A 13,194-nucleotide genomic window follows, 5' to 3' on the forward strand; every position below is an offset into this window, starting at 1 on the left:
GCAGCGCCACCCGTCCGCTACTGCGGCCCGTACTTGCGCCCCGTCTTCGACGTGATCCCGCCCAGCAGTCCCCGCGGGGTGACCTTCACCAGGCCCATCAGCGCCTTGTAGCGGGGGTCGGGGATCGACAGGGACTTGCCGCGGGCCAGGTCGGACAGGGCCGCCGCGACGAGTTTGTCGGCGTCGAGCCACATCCAGCCGGGGATGTTGTCCGTGCCCATCCCGGCCCGCTGGTGGAACTCGGTGCGCACGAAACCGGGGCACAGGGCCATCAGGCGGACACCGCTGCCGGCCAGGTCCTTCGCCGCGCCCTGCGTGAACTGCACGACCCAGGCCTTGGAGGCGCCGTAGGTGCCCCGCGGGACGAATGCGGCCACGGAGGCGACGTTGACGACACCGCCCCGGCCCCGCTCGCGCATCGCCTCGGTCGCCGCCGAGGTCAGCCGGAGCACCGCCTCGCAGTGCACCTTGAGCATCTTGAGCTCGTCGGCCAGCGCCACGTCCAGATAGCGGCCCTTGTTGCCGAAGCCGGCGTTGTTGACCAGCAGGTCGACCGGGTTCTTCCGGTCGCCGAGGCGGTCGGCCACCGCCTCGATGCCCTTGTCCTCGGCCAGGTCGGCGCTCAGCACCTCCACCTCGATGCCGTGCCGGTCGTGCAGTTCGGTCGCCTGTTCGCGCAGCCTCTTGGCGTCCCGGGCCACCAGGACGAGGTCGTGCCCGTCAGCCGCCAGCCGCCGCGCGAACGCGGCACCGATTCCCGCGGTCGATCCCGTAATCAGAGCCGTTGTCATGACCCAAGGTTAGTGACCCGGAGCGAGCGCGTCCGCTGCCCTCCGACACGGGAGTTGGCCCGCGCGGGGCGGGGCGACGGCCCGTGCGACGAGGCGCACGGGGCTGCGCGGGGCCCTCAAGGGGGCGGATTTGCGCGGCGTACGCCCCCTCCCGCACCGGGCGTCCCGGACCTCCCGTTGGGCCCGTTCGGCCCGGCCAGCTCGCCGCGCTCGTGGGTGACGACCGCTCAGCCCGCCTGCTCCGCCATGTACTTGCGGGCCTTCGCCAGTGTCTCCGGGTGCAGCGCCTCGCCCGCCGCGAGCAGCCGCGGCAGCAGCTCCCGCTCGGTGGTGACCGCGCGGAACTGCAGCGCCGCCGTCACCCCGTGGTCCGGCCGGTGAACGATCTCGATCGGATCGCCCGCCCGTATCTCACCCGGTTCGATCACCCGGAGGTAGGCACCCGTTGCGCCCTTCTGTGTGAACCTCTTGACCCAGCCGCGTTCGCCCAGATGGCCCTGGAAGGTGCGGCACGGGATCCGGCCCGAGGTCACTTCCAGGACCACCCCGGAACCGATCCGCCAGCGCTCGCCGATCAGCGCGCCGGAGACGTCCAGGCCGTCCGTGGTCAGGTTCTCCCCGAAGCAACCGTTGGCCAACGATCGGCCGAGTTCGCGCTCCCAGTCGTCCAGGTCCTCGCGCGCGAAGGCGTACACCGCCTGGTCGTCCCCGCCGTGATGCCGCAGCTCGCACACCGCGTCCCCGGCCAGCCCGCTCCCGCCGATCCCCTTGGGGCCTGGCGCCGCCACCCGCACCGGCCCGTCGGCCGGCTTCTTGTCGATGCCCGTCACGCCCTCCGCCTGGTCCGTGTACGGCACTGGCTGCGGGCGACCCAGATTGACCGAGAGAAGCTTCATGACCGCACGGTACGGGACCGCACCTCAAAGCGTCGAGCGAATATCGCGCACCATCCCCAAGCTGCGCTTATGCTTTAGGGGTGATCGAGGCCCGTCATCTCCGCGTCCTGCGCGCCGTCGCCGCCACCGGTTCCTTCTCGGCGGCGGGGCGCGAACTGGGCTGCACCCAGCCCGCCGTCAGCCAGCAGATGAAGGCCCTGGAGGCCTCGGTCGGCACGCCGCTGCTGGTGCGCAGCGGCCGCGAGATGCGGCTGACCCAGGCCGGCGAAGCCCTGGTCAGGCACGCCTCCGGCATCCTCGCCGGGCTCACCGCGGCCGAGGAGGAGGTCGCCGCCATCGCGGGCCTGCGCGCCGGCCGGGTGCGGCTGGTCTCCTTCCCCAGCGGCAGCTCCACCCTGGTCCCCACCGCCCTGGCCGCCCTGCGCGCCGCCCATCCCGGCACCCGCGTCTCCCTGGAGGAGGCCGAACCCCCGACATCCGTCGAGCTGCTGCGCGAGGGCGACTGCGACCTGGCCCTGGCCTTCCGCTACGAGGGCGCGGCGGTCACGGAGGACTGGGACGACCTCGTAGTACGGCCCCTGCTGATGGACCGGCTGGTGGCGCTGGTGCCCGAGCGGCACCGGCTCGCGCGCGCGGAGAACGTCGCCATCGGCGAGCTGGCCCAGGAGCCCTGGATCGCGGGCTGTCCGCGCTGCCGCGGCCAGCTGGTCGAAGTGTGCGAGGGGGCCGGTTTCACCCCGCGCATCGACTTCGCCACGGACGACTATCCCGCGGTGGCCGGCCTGGTCGGCGCGGGCCTGGGTGTCGCCGTACTGCCCCAGCTGGCGGTGGAGTCGGTACGGCCGAGGGGGGTGCGCACGGTGCGGCTGGAGCCGGTGGTCCGGCGCGAGATCGTCGCCCTCACCCTGCCCGACCTGGCGCAGGTGCCGGCCGTGGCGGCGACGCTGGAACAGCTGGCCCGGGCGGCGGGGCGCGGCTAGCGGATCGAGTCCGGCCGACGGCTGGAGGTTCGGGTCCGTCCGGGTGGTCGGGCGCGGCCGGGAGTACGCGGGGTGCGACGGGCATCCGGCCCGGTGCCGTACGACCGGAGACAGGTCACGCCCCAGGTGCGGGCGGCGCCAGAGTCAAGGGCACGCACGTGGAGAGGCGGCGTGCCCTGGTGGAGGGGATGGGTGCACCCGGTGGTCTGTGGGTGCAAAAACGTTCCTTCAGTGGTTAGGGGCGGTGTCCGCGCCGGCGGCCGAAGCCGTCACCAGGCGGTTGCGCGCGCGCCCCATCAACTCCTCACGCTCGTCCTCGGTCAGGCCGCCCCACACGCCGTACGGCTCACGTACCGCCAGCGCGTGCGCCGCGCACTCCGCGCGGACAGGGCACCTCATACAGACCTCCTTGGCCGAGTTCTCGCGAGCGCTCCGAGCCGCCCCGCGCTCGCCCTCGGGGTGGAAGAAGAGCGAGCTGTCCACGCCCCTGCAGGCAGCCAGCAGCTGCCAGTCCCACAGGTCCGCGTTCGGTCCGGGAAGGCGGGAGAAATCTGCCATTACGTGACCCCTTGTAGCCGTTCTGAGCGGATACGGTGCCAACGACCGTACATCTCCGGTCTAAGGAGATGAAAATATGACTCATTGCGAATCTAGCCTCGGACACCGCGAAACGGGAAGAAAAAGGGCCAAACGGGGCACGGTTGTGATGAAAAGTTGAGGGTCTGTTGGTCGTGTCTGCACCGTGTCGAGGCCCTCACGTAGAGTGCCGAAGACGGCACGTAGCCCCGTAACTCTTTCGAGTGACCGTCGTTGAGAGTGCGGAGGCGGTTGAAAACACAAGAGCTCGGGCAGGCGTCCGAGACGGTCGACCGCACAGGTGACGATTCCGTACCAGCCTGGAGGCTCAAGGTGACGCGCATCAGCTGCGGAGGGCGGTCATGACATCCGTCCTCGTCTGCGACGACTCCCCGCTTGCCCGAGAAGCGCTCCGCCGCGCGGTCGCGACCGTGCCCGGTGTCGAGCGCGTGACGACGGCGGCCAACGGCGAGGAAGTCCTCCGCCGCTGGGGCGCCGACCGCTCCGACCTCATCCTGATGGATGTGCGCATGCCCGGCCTGGGCGGCGTGGAAACCGTGCGCCGTCTGCTGTCCGCCGACCCCGGCGCGCGCATCATCATGCTCACCGTCGCCGAGGACCTGGACGGCGTGGCCCTCGCGGTCGCCGCCGGTGCCCGGGGCTACCTGCACAAGGACGCCTCGCGCGCCGAGCTGCGCGCCACGGTGACGCAGGCCCTCGCCGACCCGACCTGGCGGCTGGCCCCGCGGCGGCTCCGCTCGGCCGAGATGGGCGCCGCGCCCACGCTCACCGCGCGCGAGATCCAGGTCCTGGAGGGCATGAGCCACGGCCGCTCCAACGCCGAGATCGGCCGCGAGCTGTTCCTCTCCGAGGACACCGTCAAGACGCACGCGCGGCGCCTGTTCAAGAAGCTCGGGGCTTCGGACCGGGCCCACGCCGTGGCGCTCGGCTTCCGCTGGGGACTGGTCCGGTAGACAGTGCCCGGCCCTGCGGGGCGGGCGGGGCCGGTCCGGCGCCGGGTGCCACTCCCGGAGCCGGACGCATATCCGCCTCCCCGGGCAGCAGCGCGATGTCCCACCGGCCCCTTCGGGGAGCCCCCGGGCCGACTGCCGACCCGAACGCGACGCACGTACGGCACCGCGCCGGGCTCAGGCGCCGAAGCGCCGCGCCTCGGCACCGCGCGGGGCCGGACGACCGCGCGCCCTCCGGCGGCGCCGTCGGTCCCGAGGCGGCACTGGCACGCGCGCGTACGCGGAACTGCACTGCGGCTCCGTTGCGGCACGGGCACGTCCTGCCCGGCACTGCCACGGGCGGTGTGGACGATCGCCCTGCGGCGCGTGGCGTCCGTGTGCTGTGCGTGGCACGGTCGCCGGTGCGGGGGTGGCTGCCATGGGCGGGGCATGCCCTGTCCAGCGTTGCGGTGCGTGGCGGCCGTGGGCGGACGCGTCCTGCGCAGCATTGCCGCGCGCGGCGGACGACCGCGCGCGGTGTGGACGATCGCCCTGCGGGGCGCGGTGTCCGTGTGCTGTGCGTGGCACGGTCGCCGGCGCGGGGGTGGCTGCCATGGGCGGGGCATGCCCTGTCCAGCGTTGCGCGGCGTGGTCGCCCGCCCTGGGGCGTCTGGCGCCCATGCGCTGTGTAGGGAACGGTCGCCGGTGCGAAGCGTGGCGGCCATGGCCGGGCGCGTCCTGTCCAGCTTGCCGTGTGGGCGACGGTCACCCCATGGACCACGCGCCTCCCAGGCGTGGGGCACGGGTGCGTGCCTCGGCTCCGGTGTCGTATCGACGCGTCCCGGTCATGGTCCCGGTCCGCTCGAAGAGGTGGTCCCGTGACTCTGGGAGGTGGGTGCCGGTGAAAGGCCCGGACGGGGGTTCCCGTTGCCCGTGGAAGCGGCCGTGACGCGCCGTCGAGAGGTGGACCCGGTCACACCCGAGGAGCCGGGCGGCAGGCGGTCGGCCGGGCGCGTGAACGGAGATCCACTCCCGCAACACCCGTGGTCGGCGCCGCCCGGTGAGGCCCGGGACGTACACGGTCGGGCTGTCCGCGCCCCCGGCGTACGGCTCCGCAGGGCGCTTCGGAGGGCGGCGTACGGGTCGGTCCGGCGGACGCGCGCTGCTCGTTTCGTCGCGGATGCCGCATCCTTGAGGTGTGGAGTCTCTCGGGGACGAGTCGGTCGAGCGGAAGGGGAGGGCGCAGGAGATGAGTGCCGGCGCACCTGCTCATAACGCTTCAGTGCACAACCACGAGCACAATGCGACGGACCGGACGGCCACAAGGCACCATGGACCGATGCGCGACGACGAGGCGGGCACGGCCCACGGGGCGATCGGTGCGCTCGTCCATCGCGCCGTCGACGGGGACCAGCAGGCCACGCACGACCTGCTCGCCCATGTCCACCCGCTGGCGCTGCGCTATTGCCGTACCCGGCTGTCCCGGCTGCCCGGCGACGCGCGTCACTTCGTCGAGGACCTCGCACAGGAGGTCTGCGTCGCCGTCCTGCTCGCGCTGCCCCGCTACCGCGACACCGGCCGCCCTTTCGAGGCGTTCGTCTTCGCCATCGCCTCCCACAAGGTCGCCGACCTGCAGCGTGCCGCGATGCGCCACCCGGGTTCGACGGCGGTGCCCTCCGACGAGATGCCGGAACGGCCCGACGACTCCCTCGGCCCCGAGGAGCGCGCCCTGCTCAGCAGCGACGCCGAGTGGGCCAAGAAGCTGCTCGCCAACCTCCCCGAGAACCAGCGCGAACTGCTCCTGCTGCGCATCGCCGTGGGCTTGACCGCAGAGGAGACGGGGCAGATGTTGGGAATGTCACCCGGCGCGGTCCGGGTCGCCCAGCACCGGGCACTGAGCCGCCTGCGCGCGCTCGCCGAGCAGTAACGCCCTTGTGAGAAGCGTCTGCAGCTCCCTTCGGTGAGCAGGCATGCTCCGCTTCCGTACGAACATACGAAGCCTGAAGTCACCCCATACCGTGGAATTTGCTAGCCGTGCTCCCCGTTAGCATGGACATCCGCACCGATCAAGGCCATTTGGGGAAGTGTCATGACTGCCAACGTCGACGGAGTGCCCGGAAAATTCGCGACACTCGGGCTGACCTACGACGACGTGCTGCTGCTGCCGGGCCCGTCGGACATGGCACCCGACGAGATCGACACCGCCTCGTACGTCTCCAAGAACGTGCGGGTCAACATCCCGCTGCTGTCGGCGGCCATGGACAAGGTGACCGAGTCCCGCATGGCCATCGCGATGGCCCGCCAGGGCGGCGTCGGCGTGCTGCACCGCAACCTCTCCATCGAGGACCAGGCCAACCAGGTCGACCTGGTGAAGCGCTCCGAGTCCGGCATGGTCACCGACCCCATCACCATCCACCCGGACGCCACGCTCGCCGAGGCCGACGCGCTGTGCGCCAGGTTCCGCATCAGCGGCGTCCCGGTGACCGACGGCGACAAGAGGCTCCTCGGCATCGTCACCAACCGTGACATGGCCTTCGAGAGCGACCGCGCCCGCCGTGTGCACGAGGTCATGACGCCGATGCCGCTGGTCACCGGCAAGGTCGGCATCTCCGGCCCGGAGGCCATGGAGCTGCTGCGCAAGCACAAGATCGAGAAACTGCCGCTGGTCGACGGCGCGGGCATCCTCAAGGGCCTGATCACCGTCAAGGACTTCGTCAAGGCCGAGCAGTACCCGAACGCCGCCAAGGACGCCGAGGGCCGTCTCCTGGTCGGTGCGGCGGTCGGCGTGGCCGGTGACGCCTTCGAGCGCGCCCAGGCCCTGATCGAGGCGGGCGTCGACTTCATCGTGGTCGACACCGCGCACGGCCACTCCCGGCTGGTCGGCGACATGATCGCCAAGATCAAGTCGAACTCCTCCGGCGTCGACGTCATCGGCGGCAACATCGCCACCCGCGACGGCGCCCAGGCCCTGGTCGACGCGGGCGCCGACGGCATCAAGGTGGGTGTCGGGCCGGGCTCCATCTGCACCACGCGCGTGGTCGCCGGCGTCGGTGTCCCGCAGGTCACCGCGATCTACGAGGCCGCGCTCGTCGCCAAGGAGGCCGGGGTCCCGGTCATCGGCGACGGCGGTCTGCAGTACTCCGGCGACATCGCCAAGGCCCTGGTCGCGGGCGCCGACACGGTCATGCTCGGCTCGCTGCTCGCGGGCTGCGAGGAGTCCCCGGGCGAGCTGCTGTTCATCAACGGCAAGCAGTTCAAGTCGTACCGCGGCATGGGCTCGCTGGGCGCCATGCAGACCCGTGGCGACCGCAGGTCCTTCTCCAAGGACCGCTACTTCCAGGAGGGCGTCGCCTCCGACGAGCAGCTGATCCCCGAGGGCATCGAGGGCCAGGTGCCCTACCGCGGCCCGCTGTCCTCCGTCGTGCACCAGCTGGTCGGCGGTCTGCGCCAGTCGATGTTCTACGTCGGCGGCAGGACCGTGCCGGAGCTGCAGGCGGGCGGCCGGTTCGTGCGGATCACCTCGGCGGGTCTGAAGGAGAGCCACCCGCACGACATCCAGATGACGGTCGAGGCGCCGAACTACAGCAGCAAGAAGTAGCTCTCAGGCAGTACGACCGCGCATCCACGCGCGCGTGAAGACCGAGCAGCGGCGGTCCCGGAGCACCGGGGCCGCCGTTGTCGTCCCCGCGGAGGGCTTCTGTCGTACCCGTCAGCGATACTGGAAGGCGCTGCAACGCATAGGGAAAGGCCTAGAGACGTGACTGAGATCGAGATCGGGCGCGGCAAGCGCGGCCGCCGGGCGTACGCCTTCGACGACATCGCCGTCGTCCCCAGCCGCCGTACGCGGGACCCGAAGGAGGTCTCGATCGCCTGGCAGATCGACGCCTACCGCTTCGAGCTGCCCTTCCTGGCCGCTCCCATGGACTCCGTCGTCTCCCCGGCCACCGCGATCCGCATCGGTGAGCTCGGCGGCCTCGGCGTGCTCAACCTCGAGGGCCTGTGGACGCGGTACGAGGACCCGCAGCCGCTGCTGGACGAGATCGCCGAGCTGCCCGTCGAGCGGGCGACCCGTCGACTGCAGGAGATCTACGCGGCGCCCATCAAGGAGGAGCTGATCGGCGCGCGCATCAAGGAGGTGCGCGACTCCGGCGTGGTCACGGCGGCCGCGCTCTCCCCGCAGCGCACCGCCCAGTTCTCCAAGGCGGTCGTGGACGCGGGCGTGGACATCTTCGTCATCCGCGGTACGACTGTCTCGGCGGAGCACGTGTCGTCCTCGCACGAGCCGCTGAACCTGAAGCAGTTCATCTACGAGCTGGATGTCCCGGTGATCGTCGGCGGCTGCGCCACCTACACCGCGGCCCTGCACCTGATGCGCACCGGCGCGGCCGGCGTCCTGGTCGGCTTCGGCGGCGGCGCCGCCCACACCACGCGCAACGTGCTGGGCATCCAGGTCCCGATGGCCACGGCCGTCGCCGACGTGGCCGCGGCCCGCCGCGACTACATGGACGAGTCCGGCGGCCGGTACGTGCACGTGATCGCGGACGGCGGCGTCGGCTGGTCCGGCGACCTGCCCAAGGCGGTCGCCTGCGGCGCCGACGCGGTGATGATGGGCTCCCCGCTGGCCCGCGCCACGGACGGGCCCGGCAAGGGCCACCACTGGGGCATGGAGGCGGTCAACGAGGAGCTGCCGCGCGGCCAGAAGGTCGACCTGGGCACGGTCGGCACCATCGAGGAGATCCTCACCGGCCCGTCCCACACCCCGGACGGCTCGATGAACTTCTTCGGCGCCCTGCGCCGCGCGATGGCCACGACCGGCTACAGCGAGCTGAAGGAGTTCCAGCGGGTCGAGGTGACCGTCGCCGACAGCCAGCACCGCCGCTGACGCGTACGACGCACAGGGCCCGGCCACCGAGAGGTGGCCGGGCCCTGCCGCTTGCGGGAAGGCGTTACGCGGCGGCCTTCTTGGTGCCGGAGAACGCGGCGAACCCGGCGATGGCGAAGAAGAGGAAGGTCAGCGGGTCGGCTTCTTCCTTCCAGGCCTTCTGCACGATGTCGAAGTGGTCGAAGAAGACCTGGGAGAAGCTGAGGCCGGTCGCCTTGGCGCCGATCATGGCCTCGCCCACCAGCTGGCCGAAGTAGACCGAGGCCAGGGACAGGACGACGGCGGCGATCGGGAGGACGGGGTTGCGGCCGCCGGCCTTGCCCGCGGCGACGCCGACGACGAAGCCGACGCCGACGGCCGCGTAGCCGATCTCGTGCTTGGTGGCGCCGATGATGAGGCCGTAGAGCGCGGCGGCGGCCACGGCGGCGACGACCGCGGCGACCAGGCCCAGGACGAGGTTGTTCCGGGCCGGCGCGGGCGGCACCGGTGCGGCGAAGGCGCCGGGCTGGGGCGCGTGGGCGCCCGGCTGCGGCGGGTACGGCGCACCGGCCGGGGCCTGCTGGGCGTACGGGTTGGCGTCGGCCGGGCCGGACGTGGGCGGCTGCGGCGGTGGTGCTGACTGGCTCATGACAGAAATCCCCCCGAGATGGAGCACGGCTGTAAGAACGGATGCGGAAGGCCCGCGCACGCGCGTGTGCGCTCGCCGTGCACGTGTGTGCGGCGAGTCCGGGGGAGACTAACAGCCGGGGACGACAACACCCCCGGCCGTTTTCCGTTCGTGACCGGGCTCAGAGCCGGTGCGCCGCCCCGGTGGGCGTGGCCCCGCGCGTGTCCAGCAGCAGCTGCGCCTTCACCGACAGCCCCTGCAGGTCGTACGTGCGGTGCTGCTGGAGCAGGATCGTCAGGTCGGCCTCGGCGGCGGTGTCGTAGAGCGAGTCCGCGCGGGGTACCGGGCGCTCCAGGACGTTCCAGGAGGCCACGAGCGGGTCGTGGTAGCTGACGGAGGCGCCCAGCTCCATCAGCCGGATCGCGATCTCCTGGGCCGGGGTGCCCTGCAGATCGGCGAGATCGGGCTTGTAGGTGACGCCGAGCAGCAGCACGCGCGCGCCGCGGGCGGACTTGCCGTGCTCGTTGAGGAGGGTGGCCGCGCGCTGGACGACGTACCGGGGCATCCGGCTGTTGACCTGCTGGGCCAGCTCCACCATCCGCAGGGTGCGGGTGGCGTGCCCGGTCAGGTCCTGCGGGACGCCGTGCCCGCCGACGCCGGGCCCGGGCCGGAACGCCTGGAAGCCGAAGGGCTTGGTCTCGGCGCACCGGATCACGTCCCACAGATCGACGCCCAGCTCATGACAGAGCACTGCCATCTCGTTGACGAGCGCGATGTTGACGTGCCGGAAGTTGGTCTCCAGCAGCTGCACGGTCTCCGCCTCGCGCAGCCCACGCGCGCGTACCACCTTGTCGGTGATCCGGCCGTAGAAGGCGGCGGCCGACTCGGTGCAGGCCGGGGTGAGGCCGCCGATGACCTTGGGGATGTTGGCGGGGGTGTGGTCGCGGCTGCCGGGGTCGACCCGGCTGGGCGAGTAGGCGAGGTGGAAGTCGCGGCCGGCGCGCAGCCCCGAGCCCTCCTCCAGCAGGGGGCGCAGGAACTCCTCGGTCGTGCCGGGGAGCACCGGCGACTCCAGGATGACGGTGGTGTGCGGGCGCAGCCGCTGGGCGAGGGCGCGGGCGGCCGCCTCCACCTGGCCGAGGTCGAGTCCGCCGTCGGCGCCGCGCGGGGTCGGCGCGCAGATCACCGCGGTGCGCACCCGGCCGAGCTGGGCCGGGTCGGTGCCGGGCCGGAAGCCCGCGGAGAGCATCCGGCGCAGCTCGGCGGGGCTGAGTGAGCCCGCCTCGGGGCCGGTGGCATAACCGACGGTGGGGATGCCCGCGGCGACAGCGGCCTGGGCGAGCGGCAAACCGTAGGGGCCGAGTCCGATGACGGCGAGGTCTGCGGGCATGGCTGGGCCGTCCTTCCCAATAGCCGAAGCGGGACAGTTGCGCAATCGCTGTGGACAGCGTGAGCGAGCGCTATGCCAGGCTAGGTACATATATGACCGTTATGTGTGATTGTGTTCGTGTGTCTTCCGAGGGTTGTGCGCGAGTTGTCCACAGGTTGGGAGCCCGTGGTGGCTGAAGTCGGGCAAGCCGGTCAGAATTTGGGCAGGAGGAGGGATGAACCGGGCTTCGCCCACCGGGTGCGGCCCACGCGAGCGAGTCTGCGACAGCGGGAGGCAGCGTGAGGACAGCGACTCTGGGGCCGACGCAGCGCGCCGAGGCACTGGCGGCGATGGCGGAGCGGGAGCTGGACGTGCTGGTGGTCGGCGGCGGAGTCGTCGGCGCGGGCACCGCTCTGGACGCCGTCACACGCGGCCTGTCCACCGCTCTGGTCGAGGCCCGCGACTGGGCCTCCGGCACCTCCAGCCGGTCCAGCAAGCTGATCCACGGCGGTCTGCGCTATCTGGAGATGCTCGACTTCGCGCTCGTCCGCGAGGCCCTGAAGGAGCGTGGACTGCTCCTGGAGCGGCTCGCCCCGCACCTGGTCAAGCCGGTGCCGTTCCTCTACCCCCTGCAGCACAAGGGCTGGGAGCGGCTCTACGCCGGCTCGGGCGTCGCGCTCTACGACGGGATGTCCATGGCCCGCGGCCACGGCCGGGGCCTGCCCCTGCACCGCCATCTGACCCACCGTCAAGCCCTGCGCGTCGCCCCCTGCCTGAAGAGGGACGCCCTGGTCGGCGCCCTGCAGTACTACGACGCCCAGATGGACGACGCCCGCTTCGTGGCCACGCTGGTGCGCACGGCGGCGTCCTACGGCGCGAAGGCGGCCAACCGTGCACGCGTGACCGGGTTCCTGCGCGAGGGCGAGCGGGTGGTCGGTGCGCGGGTGCACGACCTGGAGGGCGGCGGGGAGTACGAGATCCGCGCCAAGCAGATCGTCAACGCGACCGGGGTGTGGACCGACGACACCCAGGCCATGGTGGGGGAGCGGGGACAGTTCCACGTCCGCGCCTCCAAGGGCATCCACCTGGTCGTGCCCAAGGACCGCATCCACTCCAGCACCGGCCTGATCCTGCGCACCGAGAAGTCCGTCCTGTTCGTCATCCCCTGGGGCCGGCACTGGATCGTCGGCACCACCGACACCGACTGGAACCTCGACAAGGCTCATCCGGCCGCGTCCAGCGCCGACATCGACTACCTGCTGGAGCACGTCAACTCGGTGCTCGCGGTGCCGCTCGGCCGCGACGACGTGCAGGGGGTGTACGCCGGTCTGCGCCCGCTCCTCGCCGGCGAGTCCGACGCCACCAGCATGCTGTCCCGCGAGCACACGGTCGCCCATCCGGTGCCGGGACTCGTGGTCGTGGCGGGCGGCAAGTACACCACCTACCGCGTGATGGCCAAGGACGCGGTCGACGCGGCGGTGCACGGCCTGGACACGCGGGTCGCCGACTGCGTGACGGAGGAGACCCCGCTGCTGGGCGCGGAGGGGTACCAGGCGCTGTGGAACGCGCGCGCCCGGATCGCCGCCCGAGCCGGACTGCACGTGGCCCGCGTGGAACACCTGCTGAACCGGTACGGCTCCCTGGCCGAGGAACTGCTGGACCTCATCACCGCCGATCCCGCCCTGGGCCGGCCCCTGCAGGGCGCCGACGACTATCTGCGCGCCGAGGTGGCGTACGCCGCCTCGCACGAGGGCGCCCGGCACCTGGACGACGTCCTCACCCGCCGCACCCGCATCTCCATCGAGACCTTCGACCGGGGCACCCGCAGCGCCCGTGAGGCGGCCGAGCTGATGGCACCGGTCCTCGGCTGGGACAAGGACCAGATGGAGCGCGAGGTGGAGCACTACGAGAAGCGGGTGGAGGCCGAGCGCGAGTCCCAGCTCCAGCCCGACGACCAGACGGCGGACGCGGCGAGGCTGGGAGCGCCGGACATAGTGCCGTTCACATGAGGGAGTGTGGCCGAAGCCGGCCCATGAGCCGGCTGCCCGGCACCGGCCGAACGCCCGTCACCCCTGCCGAAACCAGGCGCATTTCCCCGAAACCGGTGCACCGGATCCCGCCTGGGTCGAAGGGCCCCCTGGGC

General features: G+C 71.9%; 11 protein-coding genes. 6 read left to right on the forward strand and 5 right to left on the reverse strand.

Annotated elements, in window-relative coordinates; genetic code table 11:
• Positions 1–17 precede the first annotated feature (17 nt).
• Positions 18–791, reverse strand: coding sequence for an SDR family NAD(P)-dependent oxidoreductase (locus tag ACWGJ5_RS18300; protein WP_453310691.1), 774 nt, complete (start codon positions 789–791; stop codon positions 18–20).
• Positions 792–1,018: 227 nt separating this feature from the next.
• Positions 1,019–1,687 (reverse strand): MOSC domain-containing protein, encoded by a 669-nt coding sequence (locus tag ACWGJ5_RS18305; protein ID WP_453310692.1) that lies wholly within the window; start codon positions 1,685–1,687, stop codon positions 1,019–1,021.
• An 80-nt stretch (positions 1,688–1,767) separates the two neighbouring features.
• Between ACWGJ5_RS18305 and ACWGJ5_RS18310 the strand changes: the two genes are divergently transcribed.
• A complete protein-coding gene (locus tag ACWGJ5_RS18310) occupies positions 1,768–2,667 on the forward strand; it encodes a LysR family transcriptional regulator (protein ID WP_453310693.1) in 900 nt (299 codons plus the stop codon).
• Positions 2,668–2,895: 228 nt separating this feature from the next.
• Here the strand turns inward: ACWGJ5_RS18310 and ACWGJ5_RS18315 are convergent, their stop codons facing one another.
• Positions 2,896–3,225: a WhiB family transcriptional regulator gene (locus ACWGJ5_RS18315; protein WP_351210476.1), complete on the reverse strand. Its 330-nt coding sequence runs from the start codon at positions 3,223–3,225 to the stop codon at positions 2,896–2,898.
• Between the two features lie 380 nt (positions 3,226–3,605).
• Here ACWGJ5_RS18315 and ACWGJ5_RS18320 point away from each other — a divergent pair, with 380 nt between their 5' ends.
• The 4 genes from ACWGJ5_RS18320 to ACWGJ5_RS18335 all read left to right on the forward strand — a co-directional run bounded on the left by ACWGJ5_RS18320 (position 3,606) and on the right by ACWGJ5_RS18335 (position 9,075).
• On the forward strand, positions 3,606–4,217 hold the full coding sequence (locus ACWGJ5_RS18320) for a response regulator transcription factor (RefSeq protein ID WP_003948568.1): 612 nt from the start codon (positions 3,606–3,608) through the stop codon (positions 4,215–4,217).
• Between the two features lie 1,315 nt (positions 4,218–5,532).
• Positions 5,533–6,120, forward strand: a complete 588-nt coding sequence (locus ACWGJ5_RS18325; protein ID WP_228621181.1) for a sigma-70 family RNA polymerase sigma factor — start codon at positions 5,533–5,535, stop codon at positions 6,118–6,120.
• 162 nt (positions 6,121–6,282) lie between these two features.
• Entirely contained in the window at positions 6,283–7,791 is a 1,509-nt protein-coding gene (guaB, locus tag ACWGJ5_RS18330; protein WP_453310694.1) for an IMP dehydrogenase, read from the forward strand.
• Between the two features lie 159 nt (positions 7,792–7,950).
• Positions 7,951–9,075, forward strand: coding sequence for a GuaB3 family IMP dehydrogenase-related protein (locus tag ACWGJ5_RS18335; protein ID WP_228621179.1), 1,125 nt, complete (start codon positions 7,951–7,953; stop codon positions 9,073–9,075).
• A 64-nt stretch (positions 9,076–9,139) separates the two neighbouring features.
• Here the strand turns inward: ACWGJ5_RS18335 and ACWGJ5_RS18340 are convergent, their stop codons facing one another.
• Positions 9,140–9,703 (reverse strand): hypothetical protein, encoded by a 564-nt coding sequence (locus ACWGJ5_RS18340; RefSeq protein WP_453310695.1) that lies wholly within the window; start codon positions 9,701–9,703, stop codon positions 9,140–9,142.
• Positions 9,704–9,863: 160 nt separating this feature from the next.
• Entirely contained in the window at positions 9,864–11,072 is a 1,209-nt protein-coding gene (locus ACWGJ5_RS18345; RefSeq protein WP_453310696.1) for a nucleotide sugar dehydrogenase, read from the reverse strand.
• Positions 11,073–11,350: 278 nt separating this feature from the next.
• Here ACWGJ5_RS18345 and ACWGJ5_RS18350 point away from each other — a divergent pair, with 278 nt between their 5' ends.
• Positions 11,351–13,060, forward strand: a complete 1,710-nt coding sequence (locus ACWGJ5_RS18350; protein WP_453310697.1) for a glycerol-3-phosphate dehydrogenase/oxidase — start codon at positions 11,351–11,353, stop codon at positions 13,058–13,060.
• Positions 13,061–13,194: the final 134 nt, after the last annotated feature.

The sequence above is a fragment of the Streptomyces sp. NPDC054783 genome (assembly GCF_053611725.1).